Annotated in this window: 21 protein-coding genes; 6 read left to right on the forward strand and 15 right to left on the reverse strand. The window is 48.7% G+C overall.

Features of this window, described 5'->3' with window-relative positions:
- Positions 1-18 precede the first annotated feature (18 nt).
- Entirely contained in the window at positions 19-519 is a 501-nt protein-coding gene (locus IEW26_RS23535) for a hypothetical protein (protein ID WP_145404552.1), read from the reverse strand.
- Positions 520-803: 284 nt separating this feature from the next.
- Positions 804-1,838: an AraC family transcriptional regulator gene (locus IEW26_RS23540; protein WP_188594131.1), complete on the reverse strand. Its 1,035-nt coding sequence runs from the start codon at positions 1,836-1,838 to the stop codon at positions 804-806.
- A 134-nt stretch (positions 1,839-1,972) separates the two neighbouring features.
- Here IEW26_RS23540 and IEW26_RS23545 point away from each other — a divergent pair, with 134 nt between their 5' ends.
- Positions 1,973-2,560 carry an NAD(P)H-dependent oxidoreductase gene (locus IEW26_RS23545; protein WP_188594132.1) on the forward strand — a complete coding sequence of 196 codons (588 nt, stop codon included), beginning with the start codon at positions 1,973-1,975 and terminating at the stop codon, positions 2,558-2,560.
- Between the two features lie 158 nt (positions 2,561-2,718).
- On the opposite strand, the gene IEW26_RS23550 is transcribed toward IEW26_RS23545, so the two are convergent.
- From IEW26_RS23550 to IEW26_RS23565, 4 genes are all read right to left on the reverse strand, one after another.
- On the reverse strand, positions 2,719-3,693 hold the full coding sequence (locus tag IEW26_RS23550; protein WP_373288547.1) for a cation diffusion facilitator family transporter: 975 nt from the start codon (positions 3,691-3,693) through the stop codon (positions 2,719-2,721).
- Between the two features lie 199 nt (positions 3,694-3,892).
- Positions 3,893-4,504 carry an SMI1/KNR4 family protein gene (locus IEW26_RS23555; protein WP_188594134.1) on the reverse strand — a complete coding sequence of 204 codons (612 nt, stop codon included), beginning with the start codon at positions 4,502-4,504 and terminating at the stop codon, positions 3,893-3,895.
- A 295-nt stretch (positions 4,505-4,799) separates the two neighbouring features.
- Positions 4,800-5,573: a DODA-type extradiol aromatic ring-opening family dioxygenase gene (locus IEW26_RS23560; protein ID WP_188594182.1), complete on the reverse strand. Its 774-nt coding sequence runs from the start codon at positions 5,571-5,573 to the stop codon at positions 4,800-4,802.
- Positions 5,573-6,247 (reverse strand): alpha/beta hydrolase, encoded by a 675-nt coding sequence (locus IEW26_RS23565; protein WP_188594135.1) that lies wholly within the window; start codon positions 6,245-6,247, stop codon positions 5,573-5,575. Before IEW26_RS23565 ends, IEW26_RS23560 begins: the two co-directional genes overlap by 1 nt.
- Before the next feature lie 264 nt (positions 6,248-6,511).
- Here IEW26_RS23565 and IEW26_RS23570 point away from each other — a divergent pair, with 264 nt between their 5' ends.
- Positions 6,512-6,877, forward strand: coding sequence for a glyoxalase superfamily protein (locus IEW26_RS23570; protein WP_188594183.1), 366 nt, complete (start codon positions 6,512-6,514; stop codon positions 6,875-6,877).
- Positions 6,878-6,918: 41 nt separating this feature from the next.
- The gene (locus IEW26_RS23575) at positions 6,919-7,467 is read left to right on the forward strand and encodes a helix-turn-helix domain-containing protein (RefSeq protein WP_188594136.1); all 549 of its coding nucleotides are present in this window, start codon (positions 6,919-6,921) and stop codon (positions 7,465-7,467) included.
- Between the two features lie 86 nt (positions 7,468-7,553).
- Here IEW26_RS23575 and IEW26_RS23580 read toward each other — a convergent pair whose 3' ends face one another.
- From IEW26_RS23580 to IEW26_RS23605, 6 genes are all read right to left on the reverse strand, one after another.
- A complete protein-coding gene (locus IEW26_RS23580; protein WP_145404541.1) occupies positions 7,554-7,751 on the reverse strand; it encodes a hypothetical protein in 198 nt (65 codons plus the stop codon).
- A gap of 118 nt (positions 7,752-7,869) precedes the next feature.
- Positions 7,870-8,589, reverse strand: a complete 720-nt coding sequence (locus IEW26_RS23585) for a 3-ketoacyl-ACP reductase (protein ID WP_110895765.1) — start codon at positions 8,587-8,589, stop codon at positions 7,870-7,872.
- Between the two features lie 130 nt (positions 8,590-8,719).
- Positions 8,720-9,625, reverse strand: a complete 906-nt coding sequence (locus IEW26_RS23590; RefSeq protein ID WP_188594137.1) for a DUF4097 family beta strand repeat-containing protein — start codon at positions 9,623-9,625, stop codon at positions 8,720-8,722.
- Positions 9,622-10,227: an HAAS signaling domain-containing protein gene (locus tag IEW26_RS23595; RefSeq protein WP_188594138.1), complete on the reverse strand. Its 606-nt coding sequence runs from the start codon at positions 10,225-10,227 to the stop codon at positions 9,622-9,624. The genes IEW26_RS23590 and IEW26_RS23595 overlap by 4 nt, the downstream gene beginning before the upstream one ends.
- Positions 10,220-10,549, reverse strand: a complete 330-nt coding sequence (locus IEW26_RS23600; protein ID WP_111270614.1) for a PadR family transcriptional regulator — start codon at positions 10,547-10,549, stop codon at positions 10,220-10,222. The genes IEW26_RS23595 and IEW26_RS23600 overlap by 8 nt, the downstream gene beginning before the upstream one ends.
- 326 nt (positions 10,550-10,875) lie before the next feature.
- Positions 10,876-12,420, reverse strand: coding sequence for an FAD-dependent oxidoreductase (locus IEW26_RS23605; protein WP_188594139.1), 1,545 nt, complete (start codon positions 12,418-12,420; stop codon positions 10,876-10,878).
- Positions 12,421-12,798: 378 nt separating this feature from the next.
- Between IEW26_RS23605 and IEW26_RS23610 the strand changes: the two genes are divergently transcribed.
- Positions 12,799-15,630 carry a glycoside hydrolase family 3 C-terminal domain-containing protein gene (locus IEW26_RS23610; RefSeq protein WP_188594140.1) on the forward strand — a complete coding sequence of 944 codons (2,832 nt, stop codon included), beginning with the start codon at positions 12,799-12,801 and terminating at the stop codon, positions 15,628-15,630.
- Between the two features lie 247 nt (positions 15,631-15,877).
- Here the strand turns inward: IEW26_RS23610 and nrdG are convergent, their stop codons facing one another.
- Both nrdG and IEW26_RS23620 read right to left on the reverse strand, forming a co-directional pair.
- Positions 15,878-16,387 (reverse strand): anaerobic ribonucleoside-triphosphate reductase activating protein, encoded by a 510-nt coding sequence (gene nrdG, locus IEW26_RS23615; protein ID WP_188594141.1) that lies wholly within the window; start codon positions 16,385-16,387, stop codon positions 15,878-15,880.
- Positions 16,384-18,345, reverse strand: a complete 1,962-nt coding sequence (locus IEW26_RS23620; protein WP_188594142.1) for an anaerobic ribonucleoside triphosphate reductase — start codon at positions 18,343-18,345, stop codon at positions 16,384-16,386. Before IEW26_RS23620 ends, nrdG begins: the two co-directional genes overlap by 4 nt.
- A gap of 524 nt (positions 18,346-18,869) precedes the next feature.
- Here IEW26_RS23620 and IEW26_RS23625 point away from each other — a divergent pair.
- Both IEW26_RS23625 and IEW26_RS23630 read left to right on the forward strand, forming a co-directional pair.
- Positions 18,870-20,510, forward strand: a complete 1,641-nt coding sequence (locus tag IEW26_RS23625) for an ATP-binding response regulator (protein WP_188594143.1) — start codon at positions 18,870-18,872, stop codon at positions 20,508-20,510.
- A gap of 204 nt (positions 20,511-20,714) precedes the next feature.
- Entirely contained in the window at positions 20,715-21,653 is a 939-nt protein-coding gene (locus IEW26_RS23630; RefSeq protein ID WP_188594144.1) for an aldo/keto reductase family protein, read from the forward strand.
- A 139-nt stretch (positions 21,654-21,792) separates the two neighbouring features.
- On the opposite strand, the gene IEW26_RS23635 is transcribed toward IEW26_RS23630, so the two are convergent.
- Positions 21,793-22,917, reverse strand: a complete 1,125-nt coding sequence (locus IEW26_RS23635) for a GGDEF domain-containing protein (protein ID WP_145404519.1) — start codon at positions 22,915-22,917, stop codon at positions 21,793-21,795.
- Positions 22,918-23,172: the final 255 nt, after the last annotated feature.

Raw genomic sequence — 23,172 nt, forward strand, 5'->3', positions numbered from 1 at the left:
GAAACGAGTAGAACTTCACTACATATGCTTTTTGCGGCCCATGATGATCCATGCCCCACCCACAATCAACGCAATAGCAATAAAAGGCTGAACATAGCTCATGTTGCTTAATACCGAGCCGATGGACATGACAGTGAAGAATAACAGCGAAAGAACCGTCAGAATGTTAATCGGAATGAGCAGCCATTTATTCCTACCCCCGAACCAATAGAGCTCAAACAGACCTACAGCTGGTGCCAGAAGGAATCCTGGCCACATCGTACCCCAGTTATCAAACAGCATTGCGATCTGACAGACGATACCTACGGTCAGAAGCAGGCCGCCGGGAACAAGCATCCCGACCCCTCGGCCGATCATGGAGAAGTACATCCAGTGAAAGAACAGTCCGAGCGGAATAACAAACAGTGTAGGCCAGAAGGTCGCAAAGATGGTGCCCGGTCCCAAGCTGCCCCCTTGATTCAGAATGAGGTATACACCCAGCAGAATCAGGACAGGTGCAAGAATTGTACGTTTAGCCATAATGTCTCTCCTTTTTTTGAATATGGAATCATCGTTCCGTACGTATGTATTTATGATTTTCGTTACTCACAGCATACCATGAACTGGAAAACAACAACCTCCGTCTTTGGCGTTAAACTTAACCTAGACTAAAGTCTAGGTAAGCTGCCTGTAGCCATGCCGTATCTGTAATCGTCCCATTGTATAGTCCTGATTTTCTGCCCCTCTGCGTTATTCTGTTGATGAATCGTTCCAACTTGTATCGTTAGGATTATGTCATGACGACTGGATGTGCATCCAGACTGTTACAGCCCGGTTTTGACGAGACTTGCCCGGTATTGTCCCGGGGTTTGTCCAGTCCACTTTTTGAACGCATTCTGAAAGGCACTTTGCTCTGAAAAATGCAGGGCATACGCAATATCTCCGACTGAGTAGGTTCCTCGTTGTAAATATCGAAGTGCGATTTGCTTCCGTACCTGCACGGAAATCTCGTTAAAGGTGGTGCCCTCTTCACGCAATCTGCTCTGAAGTGTGCGAATACTCACGCCAAGATGCGCTGCGGTATGCTGTAATGTGGGAAAGAAGGAGGGCAGACTTTCCATGATCCAGCCGCTCACCTTGCTTGAGAAGGGATGGGAAGCATACAAATCTGCTTGGGTCTCCTCGGCCATAGACTCAAAAACCTTCAGCATCCTGGCATCCGAATACAATACAGGCTGTGTCAGAATATCCCGGGACAACCGCAGGCGCGTGTGAGCAGCACCGAATTGAGGGGTTACCCCGAAAGAAGTGATGTAAGGAGACAGGTCACCAGCAGCATCAGGCGCATCATGACAGAAAAGCACCTCTTTCACGACTGCCCGGCGATTAGCCAGCTTGTTGATCAGATGCAGCACCGAAACAGCCATATCCTCCACACAATGTCGGGACATAGGCATATTGTCATTTTGCACAGACAGCTGAATGATCACATCCGGTCCTTTTATCTCCCACTCCAGTTGAAATCCACTATATATAATATCGTTATACCGCTGATATGCCGATAGCGCATCTCCGATCGTTTTGGAATGCATCATGACGTATCCGGGCAGGCCCAGGTCCGCAAAATCCAACGTTAGCCCCTGGTTTAACCCAAAATACGGATCATCTGTATAATCCGCGGCGCGGCGCATGATTCGTTCCAGTTCGTTGACGGGAATCCGTGCATCGGGGTTCTCCGTCACGACAGGATCAATCGCCATCTCTTTGAAAAAAGATTCGGGGTCGAAACCTTTGTGCACCAACGTTTTCAGAATGGGGTAAACCATGCTAATCGAGACGCTTTGATTGAGATGTTTCATAATTCCTCCGTTTGCGCGAATCCGCAATAATTCAGCGCCGTTGATCATTGGTATATGCCTTCGTTCATTCTATGCTTGTGATATGTCCGTTTCATCGGCTTTTATGAACTCTATTATACAGGAGGAACACAAGGATGAATGCAAATAAAATTCTGATCATTAACGGTCACCCTGACCCGCAAAGTTATTGCAGAGCGCTGTCAACGTCTTACGCAGAGGGGGCAAGAAAATCGGGAGCGTCTGTGGAACTGATCGATCTCAGCGAGATCGAATTCAATCCTAATCTGCGGTACGGCTATCGTCAGCGGACAGAGCTGGAGCCTGATCTGCTGAAAGCACAGGAGTTGATTCGCTGGGCGGATCATCTGGTGTTTGTTTATCCGATGTGGTGGGGAACGATGCCTGCGGTACTGAAAGGGTTTATTGACCGGATATTCCTGCCCGGATTTGCCATGAGATATCGGGAAAACTCAGTGCTTTGGGACAAATTGCTTAAAGGCAAGTCTGCACAGCTCATCGTAACTTCCGACACGCCCCGCTTGTACAATGCATTGGTATACGGAAACGCGGGTCACAGACTCATGAAAAACAACATCCTTAAATTCAGCGGTGTATCCCCGGTACGCGTGACCGACATTAGTCCAGTCCGCAATTCCACGGAAGCATTCCGGCAGAAATGGCTGGATAAGGTGAAGGAAATGGGGATGAAGCAGGGGGGATGAGCGTAATTCAGTAAAAGTAACTAATACCCAATCGAGTGGAACGTAAAAGAAAAGAGACGATGCAGGATAAGGCGCCTGTTTCGTCTCTTTGTCTTCCGTGCAGATTGTTGATCACCTCACGTTATTTAGTGACTGCAGAACGTTGGTGAGTAATCTCTTTATTTTTCAATATCCGAAGATTTCTTGTCCCAGCTACTTACGCCGTCATCCTCAATAATGGAGATCGCCGCGTCGGCAATATCAGGGTCCAGCATCAGCTTCTCCTGAATGCGGAATTTGATATCATCGGCATCGGCCAAGGTGAGTCCCTTCGTCAGCTCAATCAGGCCCTCGACATGGTAATAGCGGCCCTCCTGAACGATACGCATCATCTGAATATCAGCCACATGGCTGTCTGCCAGAATGATCTGGGACACTTTGTCTTCGATATCTTGCGGTGCAGCGACACCGATCAGACCAATCATGTTGTCATAGCCGACACGGAAGGCTACAGCGATCATCAAACATCCGATGATGGTCGTGACAATTCCGTCCAGCAGGGCAAAGTTGGTCAGTGCAATGACCACGACAGACACCAGCGCAAGGCTTGCCCCGAGTACTGCTACGACATCCTCGTAGAAGACGAGCCGGGTTGGAGGTGCCGCGCGTCCTACATTTTTAATTGCGGCCGGAACGAGTCCCAAGCCTGCTGCTTTCGGAGCACGGGCTTCCTTGAGAATCTCCTTCATCGCTTTGATGAGGATCGCCCCATCAATCAGGATATTAAGCACAAGTACGCCAATGTTGATCCACAGACCATCCCCCGAATGCCCGGCAGGATGCCGGAGCAGATGAATGCCTTCGTGAATCGTTTCATAGGCCATGATGGTCACCACAATGACAGCAATCATGCAGAAAATGTTGATGACCCGTCCGAATCCGGTCGGGAAGCGGCGTGTAGGCTGCTTCTCGGATAACACACTGCCGACAAAAACAAACCCTTGGTTAATGGCATCGGCCAGAGAGTGCATTGCTGATGCAAACATGGCGCCACTGCCACTGAGCAAAAAGGCTCCCCCTTTACAGAGCGCAAGTATGGCGTTTCCGGCCATGGCTACAGCGGAGGATGTGTTTCCTTTTTTGACGAGAGACATAAAGCTCTCAGACTTCGGTTGTTCAGCCACTTCGGTAGTTCCTCCCAGAGATGTAATTGATGTAGAAAGACAGTCCTTATTCCGGTAGCTTGTGCATTTCCACTAAATGTTATTATAACTGCCTTTACATCTCCCAGCATTATGAAAAAATGGTCATATCATCATCTGTTCGACATAGGCATTCTCCAGTTACCTCAAGTTAATATTCGATCATCTCTATCTCACGCAGATTGCGATTGGATTGCTCCAGCAGCTCCGTGAACGTCTGAGCGACATAATAGACAAAGTCAGGGTCATGCTCGAATATAATGATCTGCCCGTACGTTCCTTGCTCTGTCGGGTCAAAATCCAGCATCAGATACAGCGAGCCGCCTCCAAGCTTGCCAAAGATAATCCACGATTTCTGATGAAGATAGGGCTTGATCCGAGGGTCGAGCTCATGCATCTCTTCTGGGGTGAAATAATCCTGCATACGAATCTCAACCGTACCGTCATTTTCCTGCTGCATTTTTTCCAGCGATAACATATAGAAGACGTGGTCCTCATTCTGTGCCGCATCGCCTGGAAACAGGACATGAAAGGCATATCCGCTGCCATTTTTGCGTTTGTAAAATGCCCGTAAATCTGCTGGCAGACGAATGCCGTAATGCTGCTCGAACGCATCCAGCTGCTCGTCTGTTGCCCCTTCACGTTCCCTGTAGGCTTCGAGCAATTCCAGGTTTTCCTCGTCCTGCACCTTCTCTTCCAGCAGCTCCAGCAGCTCATCCATAAGTTCATCCATACGTTGTTCTGGCGTTTGCTCTGACATCATGCATTCCTCCCCGAGAGAGTGATTTTTCAGATCATTCAGTAATTTTATCCATACTAGCTCAGTTGGTTCAGGCGGTTCATCTACACGATGATCTTCTCTCTACTAGTATAGAATTACTCCAAAAGCACGTACAAGAAACTATAGACCCAAGTGGTGCCTCTATAGAATGAACTAATGGGAATGTGTAAAAGTGCACCTGAGGTTTGTCTCATCGGTAGTTTCTCATCTCCAAACAATCCAAAAAAACGTGAGCAGCAGGGAAATCCTGCAACTCACGTTTTCACATGTAATTTATTTATTCAAATTTCCAGCAGGACAAGCTCAGGTTACCGAGCTGATACGCCCGGAACAAGAGGGAGGCCTGTTTCTTCTCATCACCTGCACCCATTGCCAGCAGAAGCGGCACGAAATGCTCTGGTGTAGGGACCGCTGCCTGAGCGGATGGAGCGAGCTTGTCATAAGCGAAGAGGGCTTCCGTATCCCAGCGCTCCAGCTTATCCTGAATCCAGCTGTCGAATTCCATGGCCCATGTATCAACGCCTTGACTTTCCCAGTTCAGGCGGCGCAGATTGTGTACCGTACCTCCACTGCCAACGACAAGAATATTCTGTTCACGCAGAGCAGCGAGGGCTTGCCCGACCTGATATTGCTGTTCACCCGTCAGATAACGGTTGACGGACAGGGCAACCACCGGGATGTCCGCCTCAGGATACAACAAGCGCAGCACAACCCAAGCGCCGTGATCCAGACCGCGGGTATCATCTGTTTGCACAGAAATGCCTGCTTCGGTAAGCAGCTTCACAACCTCGGACGTTGTCTCTGCATGCCCCTTAGCCGGATATTTGATCTGATACAGCTCAGGTTGGAAACCGCCAAAATCATAGATGGTTTCGTAGGTGTCAGGGACTGACGATACAAGCTGTGTAGTCGATTCCCAGTGCGCCGAGAACAGGACAATGGCTTTCGGTTTCGGCAGCTCCTGTCCAAGCTTTTGCAAAAACTCAGTGTATACATTCTCCTCCAGCGCCAGTGAAGGCGCGCCATGAGCAATAAAAAGGGATGGCATCATCATTCATTCATTCCTTTCGTATCTTCGGCAGTTACCTGAGCATCCGTCCGAAGGAAGTGTTGGAGTTTGACATATAATTCAGGGGTTACTGTATGACCGCCCCGATAAGGCATATAAGTGACATGATCGGTGTGGCTGCGGAAAAATGCAGCATTATCTTCGCCCAGATGTAACGGGAAAAGGTGATCCTGATCGCCGTGTGAGATCAATGCGGACAGGTTGGGAGAAGGCTGCAGCGTGTATTCATCTTTTACGAACTGCGGAATGTATCCGCTCATGGCAACGATGCCTTTAATGGCATCCCCCATGATCAGGGACAGCGTCATCGCCATGATGGCGCCCTGACTGAAGCCAACAATATAACGACGAGCAGGATCGATTGCATATTGAGCCGACAGCTCAAGAATGAGGTGCTGTAGCCCTTGAACCGAGGCATCGTACAGCTCGCGGATAGGGTTTCCTATACTTTTAATATGGAAATAAGCATATCCTCCGCCTTGTACAAGAGGACCGCGGATGGCAATGATAATGAAATTGGAGGACAAAGGCTCCATTAATTGAAGCATGTCCCGTTCGTCCGATCCCATGCCATGCAGCGCAAAAATAACCGGATACTGCTTGTTTTTATCGTAATGAGGAGGCAACTTCACCTCATGAATATAAGAAGAGCTCAAACCAATGCACCTCCTGATGGAATAAGGGTTACGTGTGAGTTAATTGTATAAAACAAACAACTTAAACCTGATGGCACGAATAGACCTGTAGCATAAAGTTCACTAATGTGAAAATAATATTCTTATTGATGAACAAAATTTATCATGATTTCATTGTAGGGTCAACATTTTTTTTGTATGATGAAAATATGTTTTGTATTAGGGAACTTGGATTGAGTATCAATCCTGTACTTTATTTCTGTAGAGGAGGACGTGAAGAAGTTGATGAAACATATCGTACCTATTCTTAGAATTTTTGATGAAGCGAAGGCTAGGGAATTTTACACGGATTACTTGGGGTTCAAAGTGGACTGGGAGCATCGCTTCGAGGCCGATATGCCGCTGTACATGCAGGTTTCTCAGGATGATATTGTTATTCATCTGTCCGAACATCATGGAGACTGTACTCCTGGTGCAGCCTTACGCATTGAGACGGAGCATCTGGAGGAGCTGCATGAGCGGATTTCTTTGCAAAAATATAAATATGCGAGACCTGGTATTGAAGAAACACCTTGGGATTCACGGGAAATGACCATTACCGATCCATTCGGCAATCGCCTTGTTTTTGTAGAGACATCGGTTAAATCTTGATTTTAATGAAACGGTAGTTAGAGAGAAGAGAGGGCGGTCACATGGATATTGGCTTGGCCATTCGAACGATACGCAAACAGAAACAGATTACGATTATGCAGCTCTGTGAGGGGACAGGGTTGTCCAAAGGTTTTATCAGCAACGTGGAAAATAACAAAACCTCACCGTCCATCGCTACACTGGAAAGCATTGCGGACTATCTCGACGTACCGCTGCCTTACCTGTTGTTGACATCAGAACAACGTATGAATGTGGTTCGCAAGCATGAGCGCAAGGAGACTACAGCGGGTAGCGGGCAGATTAAAGTACAGCAGTTAACAGCAAAAGGTGCTATGCGCATGTCGATTGTAGAGCTGCCGCCAGGGGCATCTACAGGTATCAGCAAACATGCGGGAGAGGAAAGCCATCTGGTGATGCAAGGGGTGATTCGGGCCAAACAGGGAGAAGATGAGGAAACGCTGGAAGCGGGAGATTCATTTACGTGGAATGCGATCGTACCTCATGAGGTTACCAATATAGGAAATGAGCCAGCGGTAGTCTTGATTGCGGTATCCAAAGAGTTGGAGCTGGATCATCTGTTGGATACGTAAGTGGAGGGGTGGAGAGAGAAAAATGGTAGGCACCGCCTTACCCCGCTCCATTGGTTCCAGCAAACACCGTCATAACTGGTCTAATTTCACTCATGGTACTCAAGCTCCTGACGTTTCCCAGCAGCATCATATCTAATTTCAAATTTATTGCCTTCAGCATCCTCACGAACGCGTTTGTTATCCTTTATATAATAAATAGAGGCACCTGACTCTTTAGCCTGTTTACGTGCATGTTGATTCGCCTTTTTTAAAATTTCCTGGAGCTGTTCTCGATTCTCCAACATCTTGATACCCCCAATATCAATGTATGCTTTATTATATCATAAACAGAAACACCACCAACCAGAACGCTGGTTGGCGGTGTCATAAAGTAGCAAGGCAAATCTTTACTTGAAGCTATGCTTACTGTGGATTCGTTGTCCAGATACCTGCCGCTTTTACGAAGACACGGTCGGAGAGCTTGAGTGTTGCAAGCGCAAGCTCGGCTACGTCTTCGGCTTGCATCATGCGATCCTCATCTCCGATTTTCAGCCCGGCATTCACAGCGAGCTCAGTATTCACCGTGCTTGGTGTCAGTGCCGTTACACGGATGTTAGATTTGCGAACTTCCTGCATCAGGGATTCGGTCATGCCAAGCACCGCGAATTTGGAAGCGCAGTAAGCAGAGCCTGTAGCGAATCCACGCTCACCTGCAGTAGAAGCAATATTAATGATGCTGCCGCTGCTCTCCTTGATCATGCTTGGAAGAACGGCGCGTGTCACGTAGTATGTACCCATTACATTGACATGCAGGATGCGTTCCCACTCTTCAGGGTCCATATCCAGCAGCGTACCAAAACTGCCGATCCCTGCATTGTTAATCAGGATATCGACGGCTCCAAGTTCCAGCTCAATCGCTGCTACAGCGGCTTCGGCTTGTGAACGATCGGAGATGTCGGCTGTTGCACTTGTTACCTTCACGCCATACTCCTTGCTTAAAGACTCCTGCAGGGCCTGCAGATCAGAAGCTGTGCGGGCGATCAGTCCAAGATGTACACCTTCCTTGGCAAGTGCTTCAGCGATGGCACGGCCAATGCCTTTACCTGCTCCAGTAATAATGGCTGTTTTATTTTTAAGTTCCATGGGAATAATCCTCCTCAGCATTGGGGTTGGCTTTTGATTATACTATACTTTACCCAACGATCGGAAATATGCGTCATTACAATCTAATGTGGACTGTACAATACAATCTAACTTAACTGCATAAAATAATCTAGCGTGACTGCACAATCCTGATGCTGCCTGAGGTGGTACGTGCCTTGATCAGTTCCTTACTTACCATCGGCGATTCCGGCACGTTAACCTCACCTGAAGTCGCTCTGGCATCATAAATACCGTCAAAATCAGGCGCTGCCTGGATGAAGATATCTCCCGATGTTCCTGATACATTTACGGGAGCGGATTGTGACTGCTCGATATAAATGCTGCCCGAGGTGAATTCGACATTAGCAGCACCGTTTAATCGGGTGATCTCGATATCTCCTGAATGAATCTGGCTGTTCACCTTTCCCGTAACCTGTTCTGCATTGAAGCTGCCAGATGTCTGTTCGACCGTCATATCGCCATGAATGGTATAAGCTGCGATGTCTCCAGAAGTTAGTGACAATTCGATTCGGGGAACATTTAATTCTTGTAAACGAATGGAGCCTGACGAGTTCTTCATCTCCAGTGATTGAGCGTTCAGCCCGGTCAGATTCCAGTCACTTGAAGAGGATTTCAAGGCAATATCATTCAGTGGATATCCCTTGGGCACAGCTACCGTAATGCGGGCATCCTGTTCATTCCAATTCATGCTGAAAAATTGCCAGCGTGTCCGCTGATTCTGCAAGAGCTCAAATGTGCCATTGGCAAATTTCGCTTGTTCGAAGCTTCTGATCATGCTCTGATCCCATTTGCCATCCACTTCGATATACGCATTCTGATCTGGACTAACCATGAATTCGATATCCGCATTAAAGTCGCCATCCATTCGGACATTCTGCAGCTCTCCAGGCTTGAAATCCCACCGTTTGCTATATGTCTCCCGTTCATCTCCGAACTGAAAGCCGTACATAGACGTTCCAAACAAACCTATTCCGATACAGATGATTGCGAGTGCCAGCCATTTTTTCGTGCTCATGCAGGAGCATCCCCTTTCATTACTTTTTGATTCCATCTAATGTAGCCTACAGTGAGGACTTTGAATGCTCTGAAAACATATTTGGATGCAATTGCGAAAAGAATGCCGAGACCAAACAGGCCAATGGATACGAAAATTTCTGCTTTTTCAAGGTGGCTCAAAAATAGAGCATCCACAGCGGCAGCAACAGGGGCAAGAGCCAGCAAAGACATGCTTGCAATGGTGAGCCATACCGACCACAGGGTTAAACCGATGGGGATGCCGAACATCAGATTCAGAAAAAGCAGTCCGACAGCTGTGAAGAAATTGCGTGTGGCTCTTGTAGGGTTGCTCGCGGGTTTCATCTCTTTGAACGTTGATGCGTAGAAAGGGTCCGTAGCAGGCAAGTCTGCATGCATGTATGCATCATAACGGTCACCGAGTGCTTCTCGTGCAATCTGCTCCGGGTGCCCCAGCTCACGGGCGATCTCTTCTTCGGTTCTGCCTTCATGCAGTCCAAGGGCAAAATGCTGATCATAATCTGCAAGCAGTTCAGATCGTTCGGCTTCGTCCATCGGACGTAAATACAGTGCCATCGTCTGCATAAATTGTTGTTTATTCATCTGGATTTCCTTCCTCCATTAGATTGGTCACGCTGCGCACAAAGGCGTTCCACTCTGCTGATAGTGCCGTCATATATTCACGCCCTGTATCAGACAAGCGGTAATATTTGCGTGGAGGGCCTTCGCTTGATTCTTGAAGATAGGTGGTGCAGTACCCCTCATTCACCAGCCGGCGAAGCAAAGGATATAGTGCACCTTCGGCCACTTCGATATGCTTGGAGACTGCCTGAGCCAGTTCATAGCCGTACCGATCCTGACGATGGATCAAGACCAGGACACACAGCTCCAGCACTCCTTTTTTGAACTGGATATTTACATTCACACAGGTTCCTCCTTGGCCGATTCATTGATCACTAGTATGTATTAATCAGTAGTGTTGAAGTCATCATAGCATCCGGTACTATTTAATGCAAGGTAGTGTCTATAAATTAGTTCTAAATCAATTTTGGCTGCTCCTGCTCACCTATAGAATCCAGCATACGAGAAAACCGGATCGTTTGCTTCCGTCTGGAGACGGAGAACCGATCCGGTCTAAAAGATGAAATGTACGCATGCAGTCCGTACATTTCTTGCACATGGCGTCTATTTTGGCTGCCCAAGCGGGGATGTTCATCTTGATACTGCAGTCAGTTACGTCTGCTTAAAAGGTTACTGTTCCTGCACATCCAGGAGGGGCAGGTCTTCTATCGCAGGTCCCTCAATGACATGACCTTCATAATTGAAACGCGAGCCGTGACATGGACAGTCCCATGAACGCTCGCCTTTATTCCACTCGACCTCACATCCCAGATGGGTACAGGTTGTATCCACAAGGAACAGCTTGCCGCTGTTATCTTTATAGGCACCAGCACGTTTGCCGTTATAACGCACGACAGCGCCCTCGTCGCTGCCAAGCTCGTTTATATTTTTGTGTACGATGCCGACCTTGCCAGCAATTAACTCCTTCGCCACATTTACATTTTCCACAATAAAGTTTTTGATGCCCGGGTCAGCCTTGAATCTTGCCGGATCAAAAACGTCTGCATGCGGATTATCCCGCCCGGTAATGCGATCAGCCAGCAAATGTCCAGCCATCGTGCCTGTGGTCATCCCCCATTTGGCAAAACCGGTAGCGACATAGATTCGTTCATGTCTCCCGGTAATAGGTCCGATATAAGGTACTTTATCAATCGAGATGAGATCCTGTGCGGACCAGCGGAACGGGATGCTGCGAATACCGAAGGTTTCCGCTGCGTATTGCTCCAGCCGTTCATAATGTCCGAAGGTGCAGATGCCTTGTCCGGTTTTATGGTTTTCCCCGCCGAAGAGAATATGCTCTTTGCCATTATGCATGACAGCGCGGAGTGAGCGGGCCGGATTATCATCTGAGATGTACATGCCCCCTGCATAGGGTTTCTCGGGTTTAACCATTACCGCATAGGAACGCTCGGCATGCAGCCGGGTAAAGTAAAACCCCGGATCGTATACAGGGAAATGAGAAGCGACCACGATATGCTCTGCTGTGACAAATGAGCCGCCAAACGTTCTGATACGCAGCGAAGCTTCTTCCTCTACATCGGTTACGGTTGTATGCTCATAGACATGTACACCTTGTTTGACAGCTGATGTCAAAAGGTAGTGCAGGTAAGCAAGAGGATCAAATCGGGCCTGTCCCGGCATGCGAATTCCTGCTCTGGACGGAACCGGGATGGGGAGCGGGTCTGCCCATTCCCCGGGAATACCCAGCTTGCCATACGCGGTCAGCTCCACCTCCAGCTTTTTGATGTTATCTTCTGACTGAATATAGACGTAGGCATCCTCATCGGCCCATTGACATTCGATCTGCTTTTCCTTGACGAGCTTGCGCATCCAATCCCCGGCCGCGGCGTTGCCTTCATAGTACATCCGTGCCTGTTCATGCCCGAAGTGATGCATAATTTCATCAAAGATCACCCCATGCTGTGCGGATACTTTGGCCGTTGTATGACCCGTCGTACCGTCAAGCACTTTCCCCGCTTCAAGCAAAACCACACTCAGCCCGGACTGTGCAAGCAGATAGGCTGTCGTAATGCCTGCAATTCCCGCTCCGATAATAGCTACGTCTGCCGTAGTATCTTCTGTCAGCTTGGGATAGGTATCGAATGTATTTGCTGCACGCCACAGAGACTCCGGAGCTGGCGGGAGATTTGTTTTTAAAGGCTCATTGTCACTCATTGATTCTCTTCCTCCTCGATCTTGATCAGACCATGATATAGGACACTAAGACATGAAGGGGCCTGTGTCCTTGTACTTCTCATCAGGATTGCCAGAGTATGCCAGAAAAAAACGAGTATACGCATATTTAACGGGAGGAAGGTTTATATTTTCCTGAGACGTACCTCTGTTTTTTTGGGTCAATATGTTTTATAGTAGGATTATCGAAATCGTTTTAGATAATAAACGTAGATATGATTTATTCTGTTTTAGTGCTTGTATATGTAGTTTTACCGTATATTTCAGAGATGTAATTCAAGAGATACAATTGTTTTTAACATTTTAAAATGTATTCGCTATCATAACGATTATAAATTTATTTATCGAAGGAGATTACACATGACAACTCATCAAACGAAATATCCGTTTCAAGACACAGCTCTTGAGCTCGATGCCCGGGTGAAGGACCTTGTATCCCGTCTGACAGATGATGAAAAAATAGAATCCATGCTGCAATACCAGCCGGCCGTTGAGCGTCTGGGCGTTGCAGCCTACAAGCATGGAACCGAAGCTGCACACGGTCTGGCCTGGCTTGGTGAAGCGACATCCTTCCCACAGCCTGTGGGGCTGGCATGTACGTGGGATACGGAGCTCATGCAGCAGATCGGCTCTGTAATTGGAGATGAGGCACGTGTATTTTACAAACGTAACCCCGCCGTTAACGGTCTTACGCTGTGGGCACCAACGGTGGACATGGAGCGTGATCCGCGCTGGGGACGGAATGAAGAGGCTTATGGCGAAGACCCGGAACTGACAGCGGAGCTGACCACAGCGTTGGTTAAGGGCATTCAGGGCGACCATCCCAAGTATTACAAAGCAGTGGCCACACTCAAGCATTTCCTCGGCAACAACAACGAGGTGGACCGGGGCAGCGGCTCATCCAGCATTGATCCACGTAATATGCGTGAATATTACTTGAAAGCATTCGAGAAGCCTTTTAAAGAGGGCGGGGCACAGTCGATGATGACGGCTTACAACTCGATAAACGGTACACCTGCTCTCCTGCATCCTTATGTGAACGAGATTGTTAAAGGGGAGTGGGGTATGGACGGTTTCATCGTTAGTGACGCTGGCGACGTGATGGGTATCCAAAATGATCACCATTACTATGATTCTCACACACCGGGTACGGTGGAGTCGGTCAAAGCGGGCATCGACAGCATCACCGATGATGCAGAACTGTCCAAGCAAGCGCTGCGTGAAGGGCTGGAGCAGGGGCTGCTTACGATGGAGGATATCGACAAAGCCTTGTTTAACACGTTCCGCGTACGGTTCCGTCTGGGCGAGTTTGACCCGGAAGAGGGCAATCCGTATGCTGCCATTGGAGAGGAAGCCATGATGACGGATAAAGCCAAAGCGCTGTCCCTTCGAGCGGCGAGAGAACAAGTGGTATTGCTTAAAAATGACAATGCAACTCTTCCACTGGACAAGACCAAAGCAGGCAAGGTGGCTGTGATCGGACAGCTTGGCGGTACCGTTTACCGGGACTGGTATGCGGGAACGCTGCCGTACCGTGTAACCCCTGTGGACGGCATCCGCAGTAAGGTGGGCAGTGACAATGTGACGTTTAGAGACGGTGACGATCGCATCACACTTACATCCGCAGCAAGCGGCAAGAAAATAGGGCTTGTCAGAGCCGAGAATTCACCAGAGATGGTGGTTAAAGCCTCGGAGGAGGCGGAGACGTTCCGGGTGACGGATTGGGGTTTTGGCAGCTGTACCCTGCAGGCCGAGAGCAATGGCAAATATGTAACGACAGATGAAGAGTCTGTTACGGCGTCAGCGAGTGAAGTATATGGATGGTTCGTAAAAGAAGTGTTCCACCTTCTTCCGCAGCCGGATGGCAGTGTGGGACTGACGACATGGAATGGCAAAGTCGTGACAGCAGCAAAGGATGGAAATGATGCGCTCAAGGTATGCCAAGAGCAGCAAACCTTCGATGCAGCCGAGACTTTCCAGCACAATGTCGTGGTGGATGGGGTTGAAGAAGCTGTAGCCGCAGCCAAGGAAGCGGAGACGGCGATTGTATTTGTCGGCAATAACCCGCTTGTTAACGGTAAGGAAGAGATTGACCGCCCCGGCCTGGACCTGGCTGAATCCCAGCAGCGTCTCATTCAGGCCGTATACGAAGCCAATCCGAACACGATTGTTGTCATCGTTGGCAGCTATCCTTTTACGTGCAACTGGGTTCAGGAGAACATTCCGGCGATTTTGTATACGTCACATGCAGGACAAGAGCTGGGTAACGCAGTGGCGGATGTGCTGTACGGGGATTACGCACCGGCAGGCCGGTTGAACATGACATGGGTTCAATCAGAAGATCAGCTTCCGGACATCAAGGACTATGACATTATCCAGTCGGGCCGCACGTATCAGTATTTTGAAGGAAATGTGTTGTATCCTTTCGGACACGGGCTCACCTATGCCTCGTTTAAATACAGCAATCTGCAGGTTACCCCTGTGGAGGCGGGGCAGGATGAGCAGGTTACGATTAGCGTGGACGTGACGAATACGGGTTCGATTGACAGTGACGAGGTAGTGCAGCTGTATGTACGTGCGGGTAAGTCCCGTGTAAAACGTCCGCTGAAAACGCTGAAGGCCTTCCGCCGTCTGCATATCGAAGCCGGAGCATCGGTGACCGTACGTTTTGACCTGCCTGTTCAGGAGCTGGCCATCTGGGACGTTACGCGTGACCGGTATGTTGTGGAGGAGGGCATCTACTCGATCATGGCCGCCAAGTCCTCCTCGGATGTACAGCTGGTAGCAGATTTGAAGGTTGCAGGAGAGACCATCCCTGCGCGTAATTTGGGTGTGACCACAAGGGCCGAGAATTATGATGCTTACCGAAATGTGGAGCTGGATGAGTGCAAAGAAGGCGGAACAGCTGTCCGTGTGACCGGAGAACAGGCATGGATTGGCTTCAAGGATGCAGACCTTGGCAGTGGTGCATCTGTTCTCGAAGCGCGTGTATCCGCTGAACAGCCAGGAGCTCTGCTGGAGGTGAGGCTGGGTGCGCCGGACGGCACACTCGCAGGGCATGCAGAGCTGGCAGCAAGCGGGGCCCAACAGTGGTCTACGGTGAAGGCTGAGCTAACTGCTCCAGCGGGAGTACAGGATGTCTATCTGCTGATGTCAGCCGGTGTGCGCGTTCGTCATTTTGAGATTCATTAAAATTATAGCGAATGTTATGAGGGGATTCTGTCTTCAGAGGAGCAGCTTGCTTAGATGCAGGAAGTATCCAGTTTGTCCGAAGAGCTGAGAAGCCTGGCACATGGGCTGAATCAGGTGATACAGCGGTTCCAGGTGTAACAAGCAGGTTATACAGGTAACATACGATATAGCTTCATTAAAGCAGGCTCTGAACACGTGAAACGTGGCAGAGCCTGCTTTTTGTTATGACGAGACAACAAAAGCATCGTTACACTGCATCCAGCTGCAATGTAACGATGCTTCCAGCGGCCTGGGTGGCACGCACATCGATTAAACGCTGATTCCGGCTTCCGCGGAAGGGCAGGGACACATCGCGTTCAGCTGCAAGGTAACGTCCGTCAATAATGACGTCGCATAGCTGTGCAAGCTCGGCTCTTCCCGGATCGGCAACGAGTTCCTCGTATTCGAATCCTGTATAAGCCCACACCGTCAGGTCAGGGCGCGCTTCCCGGAGCTGTCGAACCCAGCGGCTGCAGCCTGGTGCGGAGAAAAAGGGATCACCGCCACATAACGTCACGCCATCCAGCAGGGGATGGTTCGTCACTTCCTGCAAAATCTGCTGCTGCCGCTCTTCCGTAAAGGGTTCGCCGGCTCGAAAGCTCCATGAGTCCGGGCTGAAGCAGCCTGGGCAAGCGTGTCTGCATCCACTGATGAACAATACAGCACGCAGGCCCGTGCCTTCATTGACTGACTCGGGAATATAACCGTACAGATTCACCGATGCTTCACCCGATCCCGTACCTCGGCCTGCTTCGCAGCATTGAAGCGTACTTTATAGTCACCTGTCAGATAGCCAGTTACGCGGCGCAGGCGCTGGAAGTGCACTTCATTTTCATGAACCTCGCATCCCGGACAGATATCCCCGATAACCCCCTCATACCCGCACTCAGGGCAGCGATCAATCGGATGATTGATGGAAAAATAACCAATATCCTGTGCGAGTGCATACTGCACGATGCGCATAAAAGCTGCCGTGTTGGCCCGTACATTGCCATCAAGCTCAACATAAGAGATCGCTCCAGCGTTGCATAAGGTATGGAACGGAGCCTCCAGCTCGATCTTACGGTAGGCCGGAAGGTTATGATAGACCGGGATATGGAATGAGTTGGTATAATACTCACGGTCATTTACGCCAGAGATGGGGCCATATTGTGCCCGGTCCAACTTGGTGAATTTGCCGGACAAGCCTTCCGCTGGAGTAGCAAACAGGGTGATGTTGAGGTTATGGTGCTCACTCATGAGATCGCAGAATTCTCTCATCGTACGAATGATGTTCAGCGCTTCGCGATGCACATGCATATCCTGTCCGTGATGTCGTCCATACATGGCCGTCATACACTCAGCCAGCCCGATAAAACCGAGCGATAACGTTCCGTGCTTCAGCAGATCCGCAACAGGTTCATTGGGGTCGAGCTGCTCGCCTCCTTCCCACACCCCCTCCCGCATCATGAAATCGGATGATTTAGCGGGCTGTTTTGTCTGAATAGCATATCGGTGCAATAAGCCGTCCACTGCAGTATGCATGACCTTTTCCAAAGCTGCATAGAAGCCATCCCGATCCGCGACAGCCCGGTTTCCCCGGCAGATACCATACCGAATGCCCAATTTGACCAGGTTAACGGTGTTAAACGAGAGGTTTCCTTTGCCACTCTGACGATTCCGTCCAAACCGATCCGCAAGGGTACGTGTGCGGCAGCCCATCGTTGCAATGATCGTATCCGGGTCCTCCGGGCGGTAATAAGGCAAGTTAAACGAAGCATCCACATTGACAAAGTTAGGGTACATGCGCCTCGAGGAGCAGGTTACCGCCAAGCGGAACAGATCATAGTTGGGGTCACCCTGAGCCTGGTTAACGCCCTGCTTGCACTGGAAGATATGCTGTGGGAACACTGGTGTTTCTCCATGACCCAGTCCCCGAATCGTGGCCTCCAGCAAGGAACGGGAGACGAGCCGTCCTTCTGCCGAGGTGCAAATTCCATAGTTGAGCGAGGTAAAAGGAATCTGGCCCCCTGCCCGGCTGCTCATCGTATTGAGATTATGTATAAGAGATTCTGCAGCCTGTCCAGTCTCGACTTCAGTCTCTTCACAGGCAAACGCAAAGGATCGTGGACATTGCTGCTTGGCTGTCGTACTGTCCAGATGCAGCTGCTCATCTGTAAGGACGGCAGATTCGTTAAAGAGCCGCTGCCCTTTGCGAAAATGTTTGACGAAGGAACGCTTCACATAAGGGGCGAGGTCCCAGTCGATCTTGTTGGCAGACACACCGCCGTATTGACTGTTTTGCTGGGACTGGAAGATGATAGCGACAAGGGCCATGGCTGACATAATCGTCTGTGGTGTGCGGACGGAGCCATTGCCTGTATTGAAGCCGGAAGCCAGCAGCCGATCAAACGGAATAAAGATGCAGTTGGTTGTGCCAAGGGCGTACTGATCCAGATCATGCACATACAGATCCCCTTGTTCAACCGCTTCTGCAAGCGCCTCGGGCAGCACATGACGCATCGCATGCCATTTTGCCGTCTCCGAACCGAGCCTGCTCATTTTTCCGCTGAAGGAATCTCCGTTCAGATTGGCATTTTCTCTCAGCGTATCGGCATCTTCAGCGCCAATAATACGTCTCCCCAGGTCGGATAATAGATCGGGTGCCGGTGGTGCGGCATACTCAAGCATAGTCATGTAACGTGCCTCCTAAATAGATTTTTGAGATGGTATAAACTTGTAAACACTTGCGTTATATACGATAAATATGAATGTTATATACTAGATGTAGATTGATATTATCCATTTATAAACTATATGTGGATTTTTGGGTGTGATCATCATCACACCCCTAATGAGGAGGCAGGGCACTTGCGTTGAACTGATGCGGGTTTAAAGGTTCCCAAAATTCAAGCGGAGGCGTATAATTTCTACTTATCCTGCAAGTATAGACTTCCACGTCAGAAATTATAGATTAAAGTACTCGTACAGAGCCTTAGTGAGATGTTTTGAAAGTTCTTTAATGAAATGTTTTGAAAAGAGCTTTAATGATAAAACAGATTGTGGATATCGATATGGTTCTCTTATACTTCTGTGGTGTTAAACATATAAGTATAGATTGTGACAATCGTTCGGATTCCCGCTAGAGCCCTGCATGTGATGTAACAGTCTGATTCGTGAATTAAAATATAGCAGCCAAGACAAACAAAGTGGGGTGGATTATGGGGACGGTAGAAGGCAGACACCAAGGCTTCTATAAAAGCATTGAAGAAGCAGCGGCCCATATCGTGGACGTATTAAGTGGCATATTAGGAGTGAATACCATCTTCGTAGCCACGAATGACGGAGTGACCAATGTCATTCTCGAAGCCTTCAACCGCAAAGATGAATTAGTTGTTAAAGGTGCAGCACTTCCATTTATGGAATCCTATTGCAGCCTGGTGTTGAAGGATAACGCCAGTGTTGTTACGATCCAGGATACCTGTGAGCATTCTGCTACACGTTCAATGGATGTTACGACTGGACTCGGGAACCGATTTTTTGTAGGTGTGCCGATCATGCGAAGATCAGGTGAAGCCTTTGGCACAATATGCATAATGGATGATCCCGGATACGTGATCCATGAGAAGGACATGAAGACCCTGGAAGCGATGGCCGTTTTCCTGGGATATGTGGTTGATCTGGAGAGTGCGCTCCGGGCTCAGGAGCAGAAGCTGAGCGATTCAGAACAGCTGCAGGAGAAGCTGCAGGCAGAGAAAGAACGTGCCGAATCCGAAGCGTTGACCAAGACACAGATGCTGAAGCTGATGAGCCATGAGATTCGTAATCCGCTGAACGGAATTTTGGGATTGACGGATCTGATGCGTACTCCCGATATGTCGGAGGAACAAGCCGAGTATGTCAACATGATCGAAACGAGCGGCAACATTCTGCTCACACTGCTTAATAATATGATGAATTTTAACACGAATGAGGCCGGCAAAACGGTGATTCATGATGACCCCTTCGATCTGGTCAGTACAATTGAGAACACGGTCTATCTTTATGCCGGTACAGCAACCAGCAAAAATATAGAGCTGGGGTTAAACCTGAATCTGAATGTATCCCAGGTTTTCATTGGAGATGAGATCAAGCTTGGTCAGCTGCTCGGTCATGTCATGCAATACGCGATGGATACCACCCGGGAGGGTGCTGTGCTTGTGACAGCCGATCTCGATGAAGAGGAAAACGGAGATACAGATGTTCTCCTGCTTCGGGTTCGATATACAGGGCAGATGATATCGGACAATCGTCTGCGTGCTTCCACTGCCAAAACGGCGGAGACCATTAGCACCGAGAAGCTTATTGGCAGTAATCTGGGGCTGGCTGTCAGTCAGAACCTGGCCATTTTGATGCATGGACGCATTCAGGTAAATACGCTTGATGGGATGATGACCGAATTTCAGATTTCCCTTCCCTTGCGAAGATATTGGGATTTGCCACAAGTCACCAGTGTACAGCAACGATTGAAAGGGAAAAAAGTGCTGCTTGCCAAAGACCCTGATATTCTGCAGGGTGTATCTTCCTTGATGCGAAGATGGGAGATGGATGTGCACATGACTTCTGATTCCGCTGCTGCTTACCAGTGGCTCAAAGAAGGCTTCAAGCCGGACGTTGCCGTTGTGGACATGGGGCTGCGTGAAGGAATTACGGTTGATTTCATTATGGACTTGAAACGGCAGGCTGAAGCTATGCCTGTCATTATGCTTGTCCCCTATGGGATGCATATGGATCTGCACCAAACGCAAGCTTTTGATGCCGTATTAACCAAGCCGGTAAGGCAGACCGAATTGTTGAATGCACTAAGTATTATTTTGCCATAGAAACGTTTATTGATGAGCTGCTCTGCGAATATCTCAGTCGGTCCCTGGAGTCTGGAGGCACAAATTGGCACATTCAATCTGAATGTGCTTCTTCGGTGTTCTCTTCTGTTAATTTCAACACTGCAAACGTTTCCACATTACTCCAGTTAGGTTACAATAGGATGTGAAACTTCATCATCTCATGAAGAGGAGGACATGCATTCGATGGAATATCGTAGATTGGGTGGAAGCGGACTGAAAGTCAGCGAGATCAGCTTGGGCAGCTGGCTGACGTACGGGGGATATGTTGAACGGGAGAATGCGGTCAAATCAATTGAAACTGCCTTTGATGAAGGCATTAATTTTTTTGATACGGCTAATGCCTATGAGCGGGGAGCTGCCGAGGTCTTGCTGGGTCAAACGTTGAAAGCTTACTCGCGGAGCTCGTATGTGCTCGCGACCAAGGTTTTTAACAAAATGGGTGATGGGCCTAACGATCACGGATTGTCCCGCAAACATATCATGGAGCAGTGTGAGGCCAGCTTGAAGCGCCTTGGCACGGATTATGTTGATATCTATTACTGCCATCGTTATCATGCAGAGACACCAATTGAGGAGACTCTTCGTGCACTGGATGATCTGGTGCGGCATGGTAAAGTGCTGTATGTCGGCGTTAGCCAGTGGACGGCAGCGCAGATGGAGGATGCACTAAGTACAGCGGACCGCTTGCTGTTAGACCGCATAGTGGTGAACCAGCCGGTATACAACATGTTTGACCGCTACATCGAGAACGAAATTATTCCTCTGGGTGAACGTAAAGGCATAGGACAAGTGGTATATTCCCCTCTCGCACAGGGGCTGCTGACAGGCAAATATACATCGGTCTCAGATATTCCGGAGAACAGCCGTGCTGCGAAGCTTGGCTGGGATGAAGGCAAGATTAGCGCGGATCGGATTGGCAAGGTTCGTCAATTGATCGAGATCGCAGATCAGCTGAATCTGAAGGTAGGCCAGCTCGCTTTGGCCTGGATTCTTCGCCAGAGCAATGTTTCCAGTGCGCTTGTCGGGGCCAGCCGCCCGGAGCAGGTGAAGGAGAATGCAGCCGCTTCGGGAGTGAAGCTGGAGGCTCCTGTGATTGAGAGGATTGAACAGATTCTGGTTTAAGTAAGAAGCGAGGCAGATTATATATACGAAAAAAAAGAGTGTATTGAAGTATAAAAGAGATGCCATCTGCCTATTCACAGGCAGATGGCATCTCTTTTGTTGTGGAAAAAATTTAGATTCTATAGTCAGCATTCGTTTTCTATAACCAGTCTTCGTCAGCAACAATCGTATTACGAGGGGGCAATGAACACACCCTGTTACGTCCCGTATTTTTGGCTTCATAGAGGGCACGGTCAGCCTGGTCAAAGAGATCATTATCGTCGTGATCGTCACAATGATCAGGGTAGACGGCGACACCGATCGAGACAGTTAGCTTTACGGTCTGACCATTAGGCAAGGCAAACAGAAATCTGGCGACAGCTTTCCGCACAGATTCGGCAATGGTTATGGATTGATGGTATCCGCAATCGAGCAGCAGGATGGCGAATTCTTCCCCGCCGTGGCGAGAGACGAGGTCGGTGGAGCGTGCATGTGCAACGAGAAGCTGCCCGAGCTGCTTGAGTACAGCGTCTCCAGCAGAGTGACCGTGCGTATCATTTACTTTTTTGAAACGGTCAATATCAATTGCCAGCAGAGACAGCTTCTGATGATAATGTCTTGCATGCTGGAGCTCAGCCCGAAGAGACTGCTCAAACTGCCGCCGATTGCTCAAATCTGTCAGGTGATCTGTGGATGCTCGTCTTTCCAGCACAAATAACATCTCATTGGACCTGTTAATAAATTCGGCAATAAAATAAATGAAAATACCGCCAGCAAAGGCAAGGGTCAGCTGCATCGGATAAACCTTCATTAAGGTACTTATGCTGTCCGTATTCATCAGCAGCACGATAAAGATCATCGTCATGCCCAGCAGGTTCATGGTGATAATCTTGGTTAATCTGGACCATGAAGCGTAGGCGAAGTATACGCCCGATAGTCCAAGCAGTATCATGATGAATGCTGCATCAATAGCTGATGAGGTTATGCCAAACATAACGATGCGAAGAATCGCAATAATGACACCAGAAACAATGGAAGCAAGTCCGCCAAGATATACTGCTGCAGTCACAACGGCCAGATGCCGCAGATCAACAATGGTGCTGTCATTTATATGAAAGGAGTAGTTCATAAGCACAGTGCCGTATAAACCAAACAACAAGCCGCTGATCATCTGAACGCGCAGCGAGGGAAAAGGCAACCGAATGCTGTAGAATTTAGCGATAATTCCTGACAAGTACATAAAGGTGATTATCACACAGAGATTTACAAAAAACGTGCTTAACAACCAGCATTCCCCCCTTTTACGCACATCACTCTATTTTATCTGAAAATCGGTGCTCTAGCGAACCATATAATCCCAAATGTTAGAAGGGTTTGGTTCTAAGTCGCTATAAAATTCCAAAAGCAAATATAAACATCACAATATTGACTCGATATACATTAAGATTTATACTTAATCTAAATCAAAATAAATAAATGTTGTGTATAGATAAGCAAGTTAGCGATAAAAATGTTCAAATTCGATATATTTTCCGAAATT

The sequence above is a fragment of the Paenibacillus silvae genome (assembly GCF_014639235.1).
In the GTDB taxonomy this organism is placed as follows: domain Bacteria; phylum Bacillota; class Bacilli; order Paenibacillales; family Paenibacillaceae; genus Paenibacillus; species Paenibacillus silvae.